Genomic DNA, 17852 nt, shown 5'->3' with positions numbered 1-17852 from the left:
GGCCGCGGCGGGCTCGGAAACACGAGCGTCACACGTCTGGGGTTCACTGGGAGGAGCGCGCCGTCGGCGCACGGAGCGGAGGGCGCGGCATGGACCTGAACACGATCCAGCGCGTGCGCGTCGTCCGCGAGCGCGCCGACCTGGCCGCGATGGGTCCGCGCACCGCGGTGATCGGCGGCGGGTCCTGGGTGTTCTCGCTCCCGCACGACCACCTCGACGAGCTGCTCGACCTGCAGGGCTTCGGCTGGGAGCCGTACCGCGAGACGGCCGAGGGCCTCTCGATCGCGGCGACCTGCACGCTCGCCGAGCTGTCGGCGATGCCGGACGGCGGTCGGCCCGCGCACCCGCTCTTCTTCCAGTGCTGCACGGCACTGCTGGGCTCCTTCAAGATCTGGAACGTCGCGACGGTCGGCGGCAACATCGCCAACGCACTCCCGGCCGGGCCGATGATCAGCCTCACCGCGGCGCTCGACGCCGAGGCGCTCGTCTGGCGCGCGGACGGCTCCGACGCTCTCGTGCCGGTCGCCGAGCTGGTCACGGGCAACATGACGACCTCGCTCGGGCACGGCGACGTGATCCGCTCGATCGAGATCCCGCGCCGGGCGCTGGCGGCGCGGACGGCGTACCGGAAGATCGCGCTGTCGCCGCTCGGGCGCTCCGGCGCGCTCGTCATCGGCCGGGTGGACGCCGACGGGGAGGTCGTGGTCACGGTCACCGCCGCGACGATCCGGCCCGAGGTGCTGCGCTGGACGGCGCTCCCGACGGCCGAGGAGCTCGACGCCGCGCTCGGCGCGATCACGACCTGGTTCACCGACCCGCACGGCACGGCCGACTGGCGGCGCGCGGTGGTCGGCGTGCTGGCCGAGGAGATCCGCGACGAGCTGGGCGGAGCGGACCAGCCGGCGACGAGCGGCGAGACCACCCCGACCGCGGGAGGCGCCGCATGAGATTCACCGTCAACGGCGAACCGGTCGACGCGTCGCCCCGCCCCGGCCAGGTGCTGCGGACGCTGCTGCGCGACCACGAGCACTTCGAGGTCAAGAAGGGCTGCGACGCGGGCGACTGCGGCGCCTGCTCGGTGCTCGTCGACGGCACGCCCTTCCACTCCTGCCTCTACCCCGCGCACCGCATCGAGGGGCGCGAGGTCACCACCGCCGCGGGACTCGGCACTCCGGAGGAACCCGGCGCGGTGCAGCAGTCGTTCGTCGACCACGCCGCGTTCCAGTGCGGCTTCTGCACCGCGGGCATGGTCGTCACCGCGAGCGCCCTCCAGGGGGCGCGGGAGGGGGACCTCCCCCGCCTGATGAAGGGAAACCTCTGCCGCTGCACCGGCTACCGGCCGATCCGCGAGGCGGTGTCCGAGCACGTCTGCGCGCCGCCCACCGGGCTGACCCCCGTGCGGCGCACCGGGCGCACCTCCGCCGATGAGTCACGGGTGGGCCGCTCGCTCGGCGCCCCCGCCGGCCGCCGCATCGTCTCCGGCCAGGAGCCGTACACGCTCGACGTCGCCGTGCCCGGGCTGCTGCACCTCAAGGTGCTGCAGAGCCCGCACGCACACGCCCGCATCCTCTCGATGGACACCGCGGTCGCCGCGACGATGCCCGGCGTCGTGGCCGTGCTGACCGCCGCGGACGTGCCGGACATCCTCTACTCCACCGCGCGGCACGAGTCGCGGCTGGACGACCCCGACGACACCCGGATGCTCGACACCGTCGTGCGCTTCCGCGGCCAGCGCGTCGCGGTCGTCGTCGCCGAGTCGGTCGGAGTGGCCGAGGCCGCCTGCCGCGCGATCGAGGTCGAGTACGAGCTGCTGCCCGCGGTCTTCGACCCGGAGGAGGCGCGCGCGCCCGGTGCCCCGCTCCTGCACGCGGACAAGGACCCGATCGCCTCGCGAATCGCCGACCCCGGCTCGAACGTGGTCGCCGAGCTGCACGGCGAGTACGGCGACGTCGCGGCCGGCCTCGCCGAGGCGGACGTCGTCGTCGAGGGGCGGTGGACCACCTCCCGCGTCGCGCACACCGCGCTGGAGACGCACGGCACGATCGGCTGGCTCGAGGGCGACGAGCTGGTGCTGCGCACCTCCACCCAGGTGCCGTTCCTGGTCCGCGACGAGATCGCGCGGATCTTCGACCGCGACCCCGCGACCGTGCGGGTCTTCACCGCGCGGGTCGGCGGCGGCTTCGGCGGCAAGCAGGAGATCCTCACCGAGGACGTCGTCGCGCTGGCCGTGCTGGCGACCGGGCGGCCGGTGCAGTTCGAGTTCACCCGCTCCGACGAGTTCACGATGGCGCCCTGCCGGCACCCGATGCGGGTCGACGTCACGCTCGGCGCGCGCCGCGACGGGACGCTGACCGCGCTGAGCGTCGACGTGCTCTCGGACACCGGCGCCTACGGCAACCACGGCCCCGGGGTGATGTTCCACGGCACGTCGGAGTCGGTCGCGACCTACACGGCGCCGAACAAGCGCGTCGACGCGCAGGCGGTCTACACGAACAACCTGCCCTCGGGCGCGTTCCGCGGCTACGGCCTCGGCCAGGTGATCTTCGGCATCGAGTCCGCGATGGACGAGCTCGCTGGCGAGCTCGGCATCGACCCGTTCGAGCTGCGGCGGATCAACGCGGTGAAGCCGGGCGAGCCGCTCGTCGTGACCCATGTGGAGGGCGACGACATCGGCTTCGCCTCCTACGGGCTCGACCAGTGCCTCGATCTCGCGGAGGCGGCGCTCGACCGCGCGACGGGCGCGCCGGCTCCGGAGGGACCGGGCTGGAGCACCGGGCGCGGCATGGCGGTCGCGATGATCGCGACGCTGCCTCCGCGCGGCCACTTCTCGGAGGCGACCGTGTCGGTCGACGCCGACGGCGTTCTGACGATCGGAGTGGGCACCGCGGAGTTCGGGAACGGGACGACGACCGTGCACACGCAGCTCGTCGCGAGTGCGTTCGGCGCCTCGGCGGACCGGGTGCGGATCCGCCAGTCGGACACCGCCGCGGCCCGGTACGACACCGGCGCGTTCGGCTCCGCGGGGACGGTCGTCGCCGGCAAGGCCGTGTACAGCGCGGCGCTGCGGCTCCTCGCCGATCTGCGCTCGCTGGCGAAGCGGCTCACCGGTCACGACGGCAGCGAGTTCGAGCCGGACGACGAGGGGCTCCTCGCCGCCGATGGGACCCGGGTGAGCTACGCGGACCTGGTGCTCGCGGCCGGCGGACCGGTGTCGGCGACCGGAAGCGAGGACGGCGCGCAGCGCTCGCTCGCCTTCAACGTGCAGGGCTTCCGCGTCGCGGTGCACGCGCCGACCGGCGAGGTGCGGATCCTGCAGTCGGTGCAGGCGGTCGACGCGGGCTTCGTGATCAATCCGGCGCAGCTCCGCGGGCAGGTCGAGGGCGGCGTCGCCCAGGCGATCGGCTCGGCGCTGTACGAGGAGGTGATCCTCGACGGCGAGGGCACCGTGACCACGGCGATCCTGCGGAACTACCACATCCCGCAGATGGCCGACGTGCCGCCGACCGAGGTCTACTTCGCCGACACGGCCGACGAGCTAGGCCCGTTCGGCGCGAAATCGATGAGCGAGGCGCCCTACAACCCGGTGGCGCCCGCCCTCGCCAACGCCGTCCGCGACGCCGTCGGCGTCCGGCCGCACGCCCTGCCCGTCTCCCGCGACCGCGTCTGGCGCCTGCTCCACCCCGACGCGCCCCCCGTGCCGACGGTCGATGCAGGCGCGCCCCCCGGCTGACCCGAGCGGCGGCCGTGGCCAGGGCCGCCCGTGCTGGTCGAGTAGCCCTGCAGGGGCGTATCGAGACCCACCACCGCCAGCACGCGGTGTCTGCAGACCGCCCCACGGACGACCGTGGATCTCGAGACGCCCGCTTCGCGGCCTACTCGATCAGCAAGAACGGGCGGGCCGCCGCACGGGTCGCTCCCTCAGCGGCGGAGGGTGGTCCGCAATCCGGGCCGTGCTCAGTCAGACGCGCGCCGCCAGCTCCGCGCTCGCGCGGGCGACCTCGCGGGCGATCGCGTCCTCGTCCGCGGAGACGAGGTGCCCGTCCGCGACCACGGGCCGCCCGTTCACGAGCAGCAGCGTCAGCGGCGGCTGCGCGCCGAGCGCGAGGGCCGCGACCGGATCGGCGATGCCGGCGTGCTCGACCCCGTCGATCCGCCACAGCGCCAGGTCGGCGAGCTTGCCCACCTCGATCGAGCCGATCTCGTCCTGGCGGCCGAGCACGCGCGCGCCGCCGATCGTCGCGATCGAGAGCGCCTGCCGCGCGCCCATCCGGTCTGCGCCGGCGCGGAGCCGGTTCATCAGCACGGCCGCGCGGATCTCGGAGCCCAGCTGCCCGGACTCGTTCGACGCCGCGCCGTCCACGCCGAGCCCGACCGGAGCCCCGGCCGCCAGCAGTTGCGGGATCGGCGCGATGCCCGCCGCGAGCCGCGCATTCGAGGACGGGCAGTGCGCGACTCCGGTGCCCGTGGCGGCGAACTTCGCGATCGCGTCGTCGTCGAGGTGCACGCCGTGCGCCATCCAGACGTCGTCGCCGAGCCAGCCGAGCGACTCGAGGTAGTCCGTGGGCGACATCCCGAAGGTCTCGCGGGTGTAAGCGTCCTCCTCGACCGTTTCGGAGCCGTGGGTGTGCAGCCGCACGCCGAGCTGCCGAGCGAGGACCGTCGACTCGCGCAGCAGGTCCGGGGTCACCGAGAACGGCGAGCACGGCGCGATCGCGACGCGCACCATCGCCTCGAAGGAGGCGTCGTGGTAGCGCTCGACGGCCTCGCCGCTCGCCTGCAGCGCCGCCGCGGTCGTCTCGACCGCGAAGTCCGGCGGCAGCCCGCCCTGCGACTCGCCGAGGTCCATCGAGCCCCGCGTCGCGTGCAGGCGCAGCCCGAGCGTCGAGGCGGCGTCCACGATCCCGCCCACGATGTCGCCGGACCCGCGCGGGAAGACGTAGTGGTGATCACCGACGGTGCTGCAGCCCGAGCGGGCGAGCACCCCCATCGCACCGAGCGAGGCGGACCGGGTCAGATCGGCGTCGATCCGCGACCAGGCCGGGTACAGCGCGACGAGCCAGTCGAAGAGGATCGAGTCCTGCGCCCAGCCGCGGGTCAGCCACTGGTACAGGTGGTGGTGGGTGTTGACGAGCCCCGGGGTCAGCAGGTGGCCGCGGCCGTCGACCCGGGTGAGCACGACCGGCTCCGCGGACGGGAGCCCGGTCGGCGCCCGGCCGTCCAGGGCCCAGGCGGGCGGCTCCCCCGCGCCGACGGCGACGATCCGCCGGTCGTCGACGACCACGTGGCCGCCGGGGTGCTCGGCCCCGGCGGCGTCGACGGTGGCGACGTGGGCTCCGGTGATGACGTGACGCTGCATCCCCCCAGAATGCCAGCGCGGTGTTTCGCTGCGGTTTCCATCGGAGGATCCGCACCCCGGAGCGGAGCGCGCCCGCCCCTCAGCGCATCCGCCCTCGGTACCGACCTCTAGCTCGAGGCGTGGATCGGACCCGACCGCCCCGCCAGCGGCGCCCCGGATGCCCCGGCGCGCACCGCCAGCACCTCCGCGAGGATCGAGACCGCCGTCTCCTCCGGCGTCGACGCGCCGATGTCCAGGCCGATCGGCGAGTGCAGCCGGGCGAGCGACTCCTCCGCCACCCCGGCCTCGCGCAGCAGCCGCAGCCGCCGCTCGTGCGTGCGCCGCGAGCCCATCGCGCCGATGTAGGCGGCCGGCAGGGTCAGCGCCGTCTCGAGCAGCGGCACGTCGAATTTCTCGTCGTGGGTGAGCACCGCGATCACCGTGCGCTCATCCACCTCCGTCGCCGCGAGGTAGTCGGACGGCCAGTCGACCACGACCTCGTCGGCGCCCGGGAACCGCTCCGCCGTCGCGAAGACCGGTCGCGCGTCGCAGACCGTCACGCGGTAGCCGAGCAGCGCCCCGGCCGCGCAGAGCGCCGCGGAGAAGTCGACGGCGCCGAAGATCAGCAGACGCGGCTTCTCGGCACTCACGACGTAGGTCACCTCGAGCTCGGTGCCCTGGCAGGCGATCTCCACCGTCGCCGAGCGGCCCGAGGCCAGGCGCGCGGCCCGCTCGGCGAGGATCCGGCGCACCGTGTCCTCGTCCAGCGACGGTCCCACCACGTCCTGAGCGCGGGTCGCGCCCGTCAGCACCAGGCCGACGAGCTCGGCCGGCCCGCCGACGATCATCGCCAGTCCCGCCGGCCGCCCGGCCCGCGCGGCCCGCAGTTCGGCCAGCACGGCCCCCGAGCTCGCGTCGACGACGTGGCCGAAGACCCGCAGCTGCCCGCCGCAGGAGAGACCGGCCGCGAAGGCCGCCTCGTCGTCGAAGCCGAAGTGCTCCGAGCCGGAGCCGCCGGAGCCGAGCACCTCCTGCGCGAGCGCGTAGGCCTGGGCCTCGACGCAGCCGCCCGAGATCGAGCCGATGGCGCTGCCGGCCGCGTCGACCGCCATCGAGGAGCCGAGGGCACGCGGCGCCGAGCCGAAGACGTGCGTGACGGTGACCACGGCGACGCTCTCGCCCGCCTCGACGCGCGCGAGGAGCGGTACGGCGAGTTCGAGCACGGCGGCCTCCGACGTCGACGGGCGGGAGGGCGCGGAGCCGGGTCGTGCGGCCGGCGGGCGCTCACACGCGGGAAACATGCCGAGTATATGGTCGAACCCATGCCCGACGACTCCCCCTCGCTCGACCTCGTGATCCGCTCCTCCGCCGTCCTCACCGAGAACGGGACGCGGCCCGCCAGCGTCGCCGTCGCGGGCGGCCTCATCGTCGCCGTCGGCGACATCGACGCGCCCTGGAAGACCCTGGAGGAGGTCGTCCTCCCCGCCGGTCAGGTGCTGCTGCCGGGGATCGTCGACACGCACGTGCACGTGAACGAGCCCGGCCGCACCGAGTGGGAGGGCTTCGCCTCCGCCACCCGCGCTGCCGCCGCGGGCGGGGTCACCACGATCATCGACATGCCCCTGAACTCGATCCCGCCGACCACCACCGTCGCGGGGCTGGACGCCAAGAAGGCCGCGGCCGGTCCGCAGGCGCTCGTCGACGTCGGCTTCTGGGGCGGGGCGATCCCGGAGAACCTCGGCACCCTCCGCGCGCTGCACGACGCGGGCGTCTTCGGCTTCAAGTGCTTCCTCTCGCCGAGCGGCGTCGACGAGTTCCCGCACCTCAGCACCGAGCAGCTGTTCGAGGCGATGGCCGAGATCGCCGCGTTCGACGGCCTGCTGATCGTGCACGCCGAGGACCCGGACGAGCTCGAGGCGAGCGCGAACAGCGGCGGCACCTCCTACGACGCCTTCGTCGACTCCCGGCCGCCCGCCTCCGAGAACTCGGCGATCGCGAGCGTGATCCAGGCCGTCCGCGAGACGGGCGGGCGGGCGCACATCCTGCACCTGTCCTCTGCCGAGGCGCTGCCGCTGCTGCGCGAGGCGAAGGCCGAGGGGCTGCGGATCACCGCGGAGACCTGCCCGCATTACCTCACCTTCGATGCGGAGACGATCCCCGACGGCGGCACGCAGTTCAAGTGCTGCCCGCCGATCCGGGACGAGCGCAACCGCGAGCTGCTCTGGAAGGGACTGCTCGACGGCACGATCGACCTGATCGCCTCCGATCACTCCCCCGCCACGGCCGAGCTCAAGTTCGCGCACGACGGCGACTTCGGCCTCGCCTGGGGCGGCATCTCGGGGCTCGAGCTGAGCTTCCGCGCGGTCTGGACGGGCGCGCGCGAGCGCGGGATCCCGCTGGAGCAGGTCGTCGCCTGGATGTCGACGGCGACCGCCGCCTTCGCCGGGCTCGGGCAGAAGGGGCTGCTGCGGGCCGGCGCCGACGCCGACCTGGTCGCGTTCGAGCCGGAGGCCGCGTCGCCGGTGGACGTCGACGCGCTCTCGCACAAGAACAAGGTCTCCGCCTACGACGGCCGCGTGCTGCGCGGCGCCGTCGCGGCGACGTGGATCGGCGGAATCCGGGTCACGGGCGAGACCTCGGCGCCGGTCGGCCGGCTGCTCGAGCGGCCCTGAGCCGTCACCGGCAGCGGAGTCGCAGTGACGAGGCCGGGCCGCGTGTTCCGGTCACGTTTCCGCCGTGTGAACTCCCGCGGTTCCGGGCGCGGTTCCGGGCGGATCGCACAAGACTCGGGTGAGGCGGGCGCCGGACGCTGAGTGCTCCGCCGGTGCGACGGCGGCTCCGCGCGCGGCATCCTGGCAGACGGGCACCGCCCGGCCGCGGCCGCGGACTCCGCGCACCGCCACGAACCACCGAACGCGAACAGGAGCGGACATGTCGATCATCCTCGGAGACCACCAGTACGGGAAGGCCGAGAACCGCGTCGTCCGGATCTACCGCGACAGCCCCCGGCACGAGATCCACGACGTGAACGTCTCGACCGCCCTGCGCGGCGACTTCGCGGCCGCGCACCTGACCGGTGACCAGTCCGCGGTCCTCCCCACCGACACCCAGAAGCAGACCGCCTACTCCTTCGCCAAGGAGAAGGGGCTGCGCTCGATCGAGGCGTACGGCCTCGAGCTGGCCCGGCACTTCGTCGACGGCACCGCGACCGTGCACGGCGCGCGGATCGAGATCGAGGAGTTCGCCTGGGAGCGCGTCCTGGTCGACGGCGCCGAGCACGACCACACCTGGGTCCGCAAGGGCCAGGAGGTGCGCATCGCCTCCGTCACCGTCGAGGGCACCGGCGACGCGCAGCAGGTCTGGATCACCGGCGGCTTCAAGGACCTGACGATCCTCAAGTCCACCGGCTCGGAGTTCCACGGCTTCCTCACCGACCCGTACACGGTGCTCCCGCCCACCCGGGACCGCGTGATGGCGACCTCGCTGGTCGCGAAGTGGCGCTTCGCCCTCAGCGACGAGGAGATCGCCGCGAGCGACTGGGAGGCCGTCTACGCCGGAGTGAAGGCATTGATGATCAGCCGCTTCGCCACCGTGCACTCGCTCGCCCTGCAGCAGACGCTCTTCGAGATGGGCAAGGCGGTGCTGGAGGAGTTCCCGCAGATCGTCGAGGTGCGCCTCTCGGCCCCGAACAAGCACCACTTCCTCTACGACCTCTCGCCCTTCGGCGTGGAGAACGACAACGAGGTCTACCACGCCGCCGACCGGCCGTACGGGCTGATCCAGGCCGCCGTCACCCGCGACGACGCGCCGGACGCCGGGCCCGCCTGGTACGCGTACTCGGGACTGGTGTGAGCGGAGGGTCCGGTCCGGGCGCAGGCCCGCGCGGCGTGCACCGCGGCCACGTCCTGCACGTGGCCGGCCGGCCCACCGTCGAGACGGCCGCCGACGCGCTGGTCTCGATCCCCGACGGCGCGCTCGTCGTCGGCGACACCGGGACGATCCTCTGGGTCGGACCGCACGCGGCCCTCCCCCGCGACTACGCGGACTGGCCGGTCACCGGCGACGCGGGCGCGTTCCTCCTGCCGGGCTTCGTCGACACGCACCTGCACTTCCCGCAGACGTACTCGACCGACGCGTTCGGCGGCGGGCAGCTGCTGGAGTGGCTGGACACGGCGATCTTCCCGGCGGAGTCGCGGCTGGCCGACGAGGAGTTCGCGAGCCGCATCGCACGCGCCTTCACCCGCCGCCGGGTGAGCGCCGGGACGACCGCGGCGATGGTCTTCGGCTCGGCGTTCCCGCACGCGCAGGACGCGCTGTTCGAGCGGAGTGTCGCGGCGGGCCTGCGCACGGTGTCGGGTCGCGGACTGCAGACGGTCGGGCCGCCGTCCGCCGCGGCGCTGCTGACCGGCGAGGACGAGGCGCTCGCGCTCGTCGCCGAGGAGATCGACCGCTGGCACGCGGTCGACACCGGCGACCCCTCGACGGCGCTGCAGCAGGTCGCGATCGTGCCGCGCTTCTCGCTGTCGGTGACGCCGACGACGCTCGCCGGGCTCGGCGAGCTCTACGACGGTGTGCGCGACCGCGGCGTGTACGTGCACAGCCACCTCAACGAGAACGACCGGCCGGGCGACGGCGAGATCGCGGCGGTCCGGGCGAGCTTCGGCACCCGCAGCTACCTGGACACCTACGACGGGCTGTTCCTGCCCGGCTCGCAGCGCGGCGGCTCGTCCCTGCTCGGTCGCCGCACGATCCTCGCGCACGCCGTGCACTGCCAGGACGCCGAGCTGCACCGGATGGCCGCGACCGGCACCTCGATCGCGCACTGCCCGACCTCGCAGCAGTTCCTCGGCTCGGGGACGATGCCGTGGCGGCGCACCGCGGCGGCGGGCGTGACCATCGCGCTCGGCAGCGACATCGGCGCCGGCGACGAGTGGCTGCTCGCGCGGGTGGCGAACGACACCTTCAAGGTGCACCTGTCGGAGGAGGGCGACGCGTCGATCGCGCTGCACCCGGCCCAGCTGCTCTTCACCGCGACGCTGGCCGGCGCGCGGGCGCTGGACATGGAGGAGCGCTTCGGCAACTTCGACCTCGGCAAGGACGCGGACTTCCTCCGCATCGAGCCCGACCGCTGGGAGCCGCTCGCGGAGGTGCTCGCCCTCGGCGTCCGCGCCGACGACCCGGAGGAGGCGACGGCCCAGCTGCTGTTCGCCCTGCTCCTGGGCCTGCGCGAGCCCGCCATCGCGGCGGTCCACGTGCAGGGCCGCCGCGTCGTCGCTCCGTCCCTGTAGCCCCGGGCTTCATGGTGGTCGAGGAGCTCCGGAGGGGCGTCTCGAGACCCACCCGGTCCGAACGGTGGGTGGATCTCGATACGCGCGCTGTGCGCGCTACTCGACCAGCGAAGGAAGCGCCTGCGCCCACGCATCATGCTGGTCGAACAGCCCCGCAGGGCCCCTTTCATGCTGGTCGAGTAGCCCCGCCAGGGGCGTATCGAGACCCACGCGCGCAGACGACGGTGGATCTCGATACGCGTGCTGCGCGCGCTACTCGATCGACATGGTTTGCTCAGCGCAGCCGCAGCGCCAGGAAGAGGTCGGCGCGGTCCGACGTGTTCGAGAGGTCGCGCTGCGTCAGCTCCTCCACCCGGGCGATGCGGTAGCGCACCGTGTTGAGGTGCAGGTGCGTCTGCTCGGCCGCGCGCACCCAGGAGCCGCCGCAGTCGAGGAACGCCGACAGAGTCGCCACCAGCTGCGAGTTGTAGCGCGCGTCGTGCTCGATCAGCCGGCCCAGCACCAGCTCGACGAACACCGCGCGCAGGTGGTCCGGCACCGCGCTCAGCAGCTGCACCGCCGAAGTCACCTCGCCGGCTGTCCCGATCCGCACCGGCGACGCGTCGCCCGGCGCGGACGGCAGCCGCAGCGCGTAGCGCGCCGACCGCAGCGCCCCGCCGAGCGCGGCCAGCGGACTCGGCGCGCTCACTCCGACCCGCAGCACCGCGCCGTCCAACGCCGCACCGGCCCGGCGCAGCGCCGCGGTCACGACGGCCAGGGCTTCGTCGTCCGCCACCGGGACCAGCGCCACCGCTCCGTCGGCATCGCGCCCCACCACGGCCCGCCCCAGGTGCGCCACCGCATCCGTGAGCACCGAGCGCGCGAGCTCGCCGTCGCCGTCCGCCGCGGCCGCCAGCACCGCGAAGCGCTCGACGCCGCCGAGGCCCAGCTGGCGGAGGTAGACCGTGGTCTCGGGCTGCTCGCTGTCCTCCTCGATCAGCTCGAGCAGCCGGTCGACGAGCGCCGCGTCGGCGAGCAGGGCCGCCTCGCGCTGCAGCCGGTAGAGCCCGATGACGCCGGTCAGCTCGGTGATCGCGTCGAGCAGCGAGGGGTGCCACTCGTTCCAGTCGCCGGCGACGACGACGAACCAGGAGGCGGCGCGGTGCTCCTCCGCTCCCGCGACGGCGAGGATCGACAGCACTCCTCCGTGCGCGTCCGGCACCGTCACCGGAGTGCGGCGCGACGTGAGGGCGGCGTGCACGACGCGGTCGACCTCGTCGGCGCTCAGCGGGTCCGCGGACGCGGCGGCGGAGCGCCCGGTCGCGGTCAGCACCCGCACCGGCCTCCCGAGCTCGGTCGAGGTGCGGGCGATCAGCTCGTCGAGCAGCTGACCGCGGTAGACCTCGGTCAGCAGCTGCCGCTGGCGCGCGAGCCCGGCGGTCAGCCGCGCGACCCGGTCGCCCGCCAGCGCATTGGAGAGGTGCGCGGTGATCGCGGCGAAGGACACGTCGGCCGGCACGGCGAACAGCGCGACGCCGTGCGCGCGGCAGGCGGCGACAAGGTCGTCGGGCACGAAGCCCAGGAGCCCCTCGCCGGCCAGCAGCGCGACGGCGCCGGAGGAGGCGACCGCGGACACGAAGGTCTCGCTGTCCTCGGCCGTGCGCCGCCACATCATGCCGGTGAGCACGAGCTGGTCGCGCGCCAGGTAGCGGCGCGGGTCGAGCAGATCGGTGGTGAAGGTCCAGTTCACCTCGCGAGCGAGCGCCTCCTCGGTGGTGTGCACGGCGCGGATCCGCAGTGTCGGCGCGTCGAGGAGCTCCCGGAGCTGCACGCTCAGCTCCCCCGGTAGGTCGAGTAGGCGAACGGGCTCAGCAGCAGCGGGATGTGGAAGTGCGCGGCCGTGTCCTCGAGGCGGAACGCGACGACCACCTCGGGGTAGAACGACGCGGTGCCCGAGCGCTCGAAGTACACGGCGGTGTCGAAGACGACCCGGTAGATCCCCGCGGGCAGCTCGACCGGACCGAACTCGGCGACGCGGCCGTCGGCGTCGGTCCGCGCGGTCGCGATCAGCTCCCAGCCGGATCCTCGTCGCGCCTCGAGCGCGACCGGCACGTCCTGCGCCGGCCGGCCGAGCACGGCGTCGAGCACGTGCGTCGTGACGTGGCTGCGGTGCGCGCTCATCGAGCCGCCTCCGCGACGGCGCCGGTCTCGGGTCCGAGCGCGCGCACCCGCAGCACCGTGATCTCGCGCAGCTGGTCGGCGACGATCCCGCGCTCGGTGTCCTCGTCGAGGCCGAGCCGGCGCTCCAGCTCGGCGACGATCTCGGCCCGGTCGCGCCCGGCCGCGCGGATGAGGAACACCCGCCCGAACCGCTCCTCGTAGGCCCGGTTGCCGGCCAGCAGCCGCTCGGCCAGCGCCTCGTCCGGCGAGAGGCTCGACGCCTGCTCGGCGGCGGAGAAGTCGGAGGAGCGTCCGGTCCCCGCGTGCCGCTCGCCGATCCGGGGGTGGTCGGCCAGCGCCGCCTCCACCTCGTCGGCGGTCAGCGTGCGCGCGCTCGCGTCGGCCGCGGCGGCGAGAGCCCCGGTCGAGGCGTAGGGCGCGCCCGCGGCGACCTCATCGGCCCAGCGCGGGACGGCGAGGCACGCCAGCAGCGCGTCGCGGAGGGGGGTGGGGTCGGTCATGCGGTCTCCTCGTCGGCCCGGGTGTGCGGCACGATGGTCGGATGGACGTGGTGGGGGTGGTGCTCGCCGCGGGTGCCGGCCGCCGGGCGGGCGGGCCGAAGGCGCTGCGGGTCGATGCGGAGGGCGTGAGCTGGGTCGAGCGTGCCGTGGCGCGACTCGAGGACGCGGGTTGCGGGAGCGTGCTGGTCGTGCTCGGCGCTGAGGCCGACGAGGCGCGCCCCTTGGTGCCCGAACGAGCGGCGGTCGTCGTCGCGGAGGACTGGGCCGAGGGACTGTCCGCTTCCCTGCGCACCGGGCTGCGCGCCGCGCACGGTGACGCCGCCCTGGTGACGCTCGTCGATCTGCCGGACGAACCCGCCGCGGTCGGCGAGCGCGTCCTCCGCGACTCCCCCGTCGGCCCGTCGGTGCTCGCCCGCGCGACCTACCGCGGTCGCCCCGGTCATCCCGTGCTGCTGGGCAGCGCGCACTGGCGGCCGCTCGCGGCAACGCTCACCGGCGACTCCGGCGCCCGCGACTACCTCGCGCGGCACGGCGCCCTCGCGGTGGAGTGCGGCGATCTCTCCTCGGGGGCCGACCGCGACGGACCCGGCTGACGCGGTCATCCGAGCCCGCTCACGTCGAGCGCGTCGCGCAGCGCGCGCCAGGCGAGCGCCGCGCAGACCGAGCGCACCGGGTTCGCGGCGACCAGCAGCAGCGCCGCCTCGTCGCCGAGCGCTTGGCCCGCCGGGCCGTCGGGATCCGCCCCGCGACCGGACACCGCGTCGTGCGCCGCCATCGCGTCGAGGAAGGCGGCGACGCGCCCGCGGGCAGTGACCGCGTCGAGCCCGTCGAGCTCGTCCGCGAGCAGCGACGCGGAGCCCTGCGACACCTCGCAGCCGCGCCCGCTCCAGCTGATCGCCAGCGCCGTCGCGTCTCCGGAGACCCGGACCTCGATCCGGTCGCCGCAGGTCGGCGTGAGCAGCTCGGCCCGGCCGAGCACCCCGGCCGGCATCGCGTCGTCGCGCCCGACCGGGTGCCGCGCGTGCGCCCGGATCAGCTCGGCCGCCTCGGCGCTCACGGCCGCTCTTCCAACTCGGCCAGCTCGGCGTACAGGGTGCTGATGCCCGCGATCCGCTCGCGCGACTCGCGCGGCACGGCGCCGAGCACCCCGGCGGCCAGCACGGCGACCGCGCTCATCGCCGCCGCGTAGCTGTCGAAGGCCGTCTCGCTGTCGACGGGGCACTCCAGCCAGACCGCGCAGCGGTCGGCGAACCGCCGCGCGTGCGCGTCGGCGAGCAGCACGACCGGCACCCCGTGCGCGGCCAGCACCTCGACGACGACCGCGAAGGAGGCGGGCCGCCGCCGGAAGCCGACCAGCACCACCGCGTCCTCCGCACCGAGCCCGGCGATCTCCTCGCCGAGCGACTGCCCGGGCTGCGGCGCGATCCGCACTCGGGCGCGCGCCTGGGCGAGCTGCTGGCGCAGGTGCAGCGCGACCGGGTAGCTGTTGCGCAGGCCGATCACGACGACCTCGCGGGCGCCGGAGAGCAGCCGGACGGACTCCTCGAGCCGCCCGTCGGCGAAGGTCGTGGCGAGGCGGCGGAGGTTCGCGTGCTCGCTCTGGAGGTGCGCGGCGAGCGCGTCGGCGGGGGCTCCGGCCGAGGCCGGGCCGACGGGGACCCCGGAGCTGCGCAGCGCGCGGGCGTGCTCGCGCACCTCCTGCGAGTTGGAGAAGCCCAGGCGGCGGAAGAGCCGCGAGACCGTGGCCTTCGACACCCCGCTGTGCTGCGCGAGCTCGGTGGCGGTGTAGCTGGCGAGGTCGCCGAGATGGTCGAGGATGAAGTCGGCCGCGCGCTGTTCCTGCCGCGAGAGCGAGGCGTAGCCCGCGTCGATCCGACGGCCGATGCTCGGTGCGGAGGCCTCGGCGCGGTGCTCGGAGATCGGCGCCGAGGCGGTCACACCCGTCCTGCCCGCGCCTCGGCGAACGCGTGCACCGCCGCCTCGAAGGCGTCCAGTGCCGTCGCCACGTCGGCCTCGGTCACGTTCTCCTCCGGGTGGTGGCTGACGCCGCCCTCGCAGCGGACGAAGAGCATCGCGTACTCGGTGAGGTCGGCGATCGCCATCGCGTCGTGCCCGGCCTTCGAGAACAGCACCATCGGCTCCTCGTCGCCGGTCGCGCGGATGCCGGCGCGGACCACGTCCTGCAGCCAGTCGGCCGCGACGACGGCGGGCGCCCCGTGCGTCTCCTCGACGGTCAGCGCGAGCCGGCGGCGGCGGGCCGTCTCCGACATCGCGTGCTCGATCCCGTCCCAGACGGTGTCGCGGACGTCGTCGAACTCGGCCCGCAGGTCGAGCGAGAACTCCACCCGGCCCGGGATCACGTTGACCGCGCCGGGGAACGCCTCCAGGCGGCCGACGGTGGCGATCGCCCCGTGCTCGCGGGCGATGCGCTCGACGGCGAGCACGGCCTCGGCGGCCCCGGTCAGCGCGTCGCGGCGGCGGTCGAACGGCACGCCCCCCGCGTGCCCGGCCTTGCCGGTGAGGGTCAGCGCGAAGCGGCGGGCGCCGGCGATGGAGGAGACGACGCCGAGGGCGCGGTCCGCCTCCTCGAGGTACGGGCCCTGCTCGATGTGCGTCTCGAGATAGGCGAGGACGTCGGCGGCGTCGCGCGCCGCGGTCGAGATGCGCGAGGGGTCGAGGCCGAACTCGTGGAACGCCTCGACGAGGGTCGTGCCGTGCGCGTCCTCCAGCTCCCACCAGCGCTCGTCCCAGGTGCCGGCGACCGCGCGGGAGCCGAGCAGGGCCGTGCCGAAGCGGGTGCCCTCCTCGTCGCCGAACGCGACGACCTCGACGGCGAACGGCAGCCGGGTCCTAGCCGCGTTCAACCGGGAGACGACCGCGATCGCGAGCATCACGCCGAGGATCCCGTCGTAGCGCCCCGCATCGGGCACGGTGTCCAGGTGCGAGCCCAGCAGCAGCGCGGGCAGTCCGGGCGTGGCGCCCTCGTAGCGGCCGCACTGGTTGCCGGCCGCGTCCTGCCAGGTGCGCATGCCGGCGTCCTCCATCCAGCGCGCGGCCATCGCGTTGACGCGGGCGTGCTCCGGAGAGAGGTAGACGCGCTCGATCGCGCCGCGGGTGCTCGACACCGCGGCGAGCTCGTCGCAGCGCGCCATGATCGCGGCGGCGTCGACGACGCTCACGCCGCGCCTCCCCGTGCGGAGTCGTAGACGCCGTAGGCGCCCGCGACGCCGCCGCCCGGAGCGACGGTCGCGCCCGCGCGGCGCAGGACCGCCTCGAGCGCGGCGAGGGTGGTCAGCACCGTGTCCTGGCGCGCGTTGTAGCCCATCGTGCCGATCCGCCAGACCTTGCCGTGCAGCGGCCCGAAGGAGGTGCCGATCTCGATGCCGAAGTCCTCCAGCATCGCGCCGCGCACCGCATCGCCGTTCACGCCGTCCGGGATGTGCACTGCGACGACGTTGTTCATCTTGTGCGCGAGGTCGCCGAAGACGCGGAGGCCGAGACCCTGGACGCCGGCGAGCATCGCCGCACCGTGCAGCTCGTGCCGCGCGATGGTGGTGTCGAGGCCCTCCTCGACGATCAGCCGGGCGCACTCGCGCGCGCCGTAGAGCATCGTCGTGGCCTCGGTGTGGTGGTTGAGCCGGCGCGGACCCCAGTAGTCGAAGACCATGCCGAGGTCGAAGTAGTTGGAGCGGACCGGGTGCGCGCTGACCGCGTCGCCCTCGTCGCGGATCCCGGCCTCGATGCTCTTGCGCGCCTCGATCACGGCGACGGCGCGCTCGGAGAAGGTGACGGGAGCGGAGCCGGACGGCCCGCCCAGGCACTTCTGCAGGCCGGCCGAGACGGCGTCGAGGCCGAGCTCGTCGGCGCCGAACGCGTTGCCCGCGAGCGACGCGGTGACGTCGGTGTAGAACAGCACGCCGTGCTTCTCGCAGACCGCGCCGAGCTCCTCGAGCGGCTGCGCCATCGTCGTCGACGTGTCGCCGTGCACGACTGCGAGCACCTTCGGGCGCACGCGCTCGATCGCCTCGGCGATGACCGAGACCGGGAACACCTGGCCCCACTCCGCCTCGATCACGTGCACCTCGGCGCCGCAGCGCTCGGCGATCTCGCGGAGGAGGTGGCCGAAGCGGCCGAAGACGGGCACCAGCACCCTGTCGCCCGGCTCGAGCATCGAGACGAGCGCCGCCTCGATGCCGGCGCGGCTGGTGCCGTCGACCAGCATCGTCTTCTCGTTCGAGGTGGCGAAGACGCGGCGGTAGAGCTCCTGCGTCTCGTTCATCATCGAGGTCATGAACGGGTCGTACTGGCCCACCAGCTGCGCGGACATCGCGCGGAGCACCCGCGGGTCGGCGTTGATCGGGCCGGGGCCCATCAGCAGCCGGGGCGGCGGGTCGATGGGGAGGAACGTCGAGATCGCGGGCGCGGTCGGAATGGGAGCCACCTTCTTCGCAGTCGGACGTGCAGAGAAAAACCTGTTTCAGGTCACGACTCTACTGCAACAGACGTTTCGTCGATGTTTCGGCGCCGGAGGGTCCACGGGGAAGAGACGCCCGCAGCCTTTGCTGGTCG

15 protein-coding genes are annotated in these 17852 nt (G+C 74.3%); 6 read left to right on the top strand and 9 right to left on the bottom strand.

Translation table 11 applies throughout. From position 1 onward, the window contains the following. Positions 1-89: 89 nt before the first annotated feature. Positions 90-947 carry a xanthine dehydrogenase family protein subunit M gene (locus MT350_RS05710; protein WP_243599095.1) on the top strand — a complete coding sequence of 286 codons (858 nt, stop codon included), beginning with the start codon at positions 90-92 and terminating at the stop codon, positions 945-947. Beyond that, positions 944-3730 (top strand): molybdopterin-dependent oxidoreductase, encoded by a 2787-nt coding sequence (locus MT350_RS05705; protein WP_243615526.1) that lies wholly within the window; start codon positions 944-946, stop codon positions 3728-3730. The genes MT350_RS05710 and MT350_RS05705 overlap by 4 nt, the downstream gene beginning before the upstream one ends. Positions 3731-3958: 228 nt before the next feature. Here MT350_RS05705 and MT350_RS05700 read toward each other — a convergent pair whose 3' ends face one another. Continuing rightward, the gene (locus tag MT350_RS05700; protein WP_243599093.1) at positions 3959-5356 is read right to left on the bottom strand and encodes an 8-oxoguanine deaminase; all 1398 of its coding nucleotides are present in this window, start codon (positions 5354-5356) and stop codon (positions 3959-3961) included. 107 nt (positions 5357-5463) lie between these two features. Next, positions 5464-6558 (bottom strand): XdhC family protein, encoded by a 1095-nt coding sequence (locus MT350_RS05695; protein ID WP_243599092.1) that lies wholly within the window; start codon positions 6556-6558, stop codon positions 5464-5466. Positions 6559-6657: 99 nt separating this feature from the next. Between MT350_RS05695 and allB the strand changes: the two genes are divergently transcribed. From allB to MT350_RS05680, 3 genes are all read left to right on the top strand, one after another. Next, positions 6658-8007, top strand: a complete 1350-nt coding sequence (gene allB / locus MT350_RS05690; protein ID WP_243599091.1) for an allantoinase AllB — start codon at positions 6658-6660, stop codon at positions 8005-8007. Positions 8008-8266: 259 nt separating this feature from the next. Beyond that, positions 8267-9187 carry a factor-independent urate hydroxylase gene (pucL, locus tag MT350_RS05685; protein WP_123703219.1) on the top strand — a complete coding sequence of 307 codons (921 nt, stop codon included), beginning with the start codon at positions 8267-8269 and terminating at the stop codon, positions 9185-9187. Between the two features lie 35 nt (positions 9188-9222). Then, positions 9223-10623 (top strand): amidohydrolase family protein, encoded by a 1401-nt coding sequence (locus MT350_RS05680; RefSeq protein WP_243599090.1) that lies wholly within the window; start codon positions 9223-9225, stop codon positions 10621-10623. Between the two features lie 274 nt (positions 10624-10897). On the opposite strand, the gene MT350_RS05675 is transcribed toward MT350_RS05680, so the two are convergent. The 3 genes from MT350_RS05675 to uraD are packed head-to-tail and all read right to left on the bottom strand — an operon-like array spanning position 10898 to position 13283. After that, a complete protein-coding gene (locus MT350_RS05675) occupies positions 10898-12433 on the bottom strand; it encodes a helix-turn-helix domain-containing protein (RefSeq protein WP_243599089.1) in 1536 nt (511 codons plus the stop codon). Between the two features lie 2 nt (positions 12434-12435). Then, positions 12436-12783 (bottom strand): hydroxyisourate hydrolase, encoded by a 348-nt coding sequence (gene uraH / locus MT350_RS05670; protein WP_243599088.1) that lies wholly within the window; start codon positions 12781-12783, stop codon positions 12436-12438. Further along, positions 12780-13283 carry a 2-oxo-4-hydroxy-4-carboxy-5-ureidoimidazoline decarboxylase gene (uraD, locus tag MT350_RS05665; protein ID WP_243599087.1) on the bottom strand — a complete coding sequence of 168 codons (504 nt, stop codon included), beginning with the start codon at positions 13281-13283 and terminating at the stop codon, positions 12780-12782. The genes uraH and uraD overlap by 4 nt, the downstream gene beginning before the upstream one ends. A 41-nt stretch (positions 13284-13324) precedes the next feature. Here uraD and MT350_RS05660 point away from each other — a divergent pair, with 41 nt between their 5' ends. Continuing rightward, complete coding sequence (locus MT350_RS05660) at positions 13325-13876, top strand: NTP transferase domain-containing protein (RefSeq protein WP_243599086.1); 552 nt, start codon at positions 13325-13327, stop codon at positions 13874-13876. Between the two features lie 5 nt (positions 13877-13881). Here the strand turns inward: MT350_RS05660 and MT350_RS05655 are convergent, their stop codons facing one another. The 4 genes from MT350_RS05655 to MT350_RS05640 are packed head-to-tail and all read right to left on the bottom strand — an operon-like array spanning position 13882 to position 17655. Beyond that, positions 13882-14340, bottom strand: coding sequence for an iron-sulfur cluster assembly scaffold protein (locus MT350_RS05655; protein ID WP_243599085.1), 459 nt, complete (start codon positions 14338-14340; stop codon positions 13882-13884). After that, positions 14337-15221, bottom strand: a complete 885-nt coding sequence (locus MT350_RS20390) for a MurR/RpiR family transcriptional regulator (RefSeq protein ID WP_243599084.1) — start codon at positions 15219-15221, stop codon at positions 14337-14339. Before MT350_RS20390 ends, MT350_RS05655 begins: the two co-directional genes overlap by 4 nt. Then, positions 15218-16462: an allantoate amidohydrolase gene (locus MT350_RS05645; protein ID WP_243615525.1), complete on the bottom strand. Its 1245-nt coding sequence runs from the start codon at positions 16460-16462 to the stop codon at positions 15218-15220. The genes MT350_RS20390 and MT350_RS05645 overlap by 4 nt, the downstream gene beginning before the upstream one ends. Then, positions 16459-17655, bottom strand: a complete 1197-nt coding sequence (locus MT350_RS05640) for an alanine--glyoxylate aminotransferase family protein (protein WP_123735632.1) — start codon at positions 17653-17655, stop codon at positions 16459-16461. Before MT350_RS05640 ends, MT350_RS05645 begins: the two co-directional genes overlap by 4 nt. Positions 17656-17852: the final 197 nt, after the last annotated feature.

Source organism: Rathayibacter sp. VKM Ac-2928, from assembly GCF_022815545.1.
GTDB lineage: Bacteria > Actinomycetota > Actinomycetes > Actinomycetales > Microbacteriaceae > Rathayibacter > Rathayibacter festucae.
The sequence above is the reverse complement of the archived record's forward strand: the minus strand, read 5'-3'. Positions and strand labels throughout refer to the sequence as shown.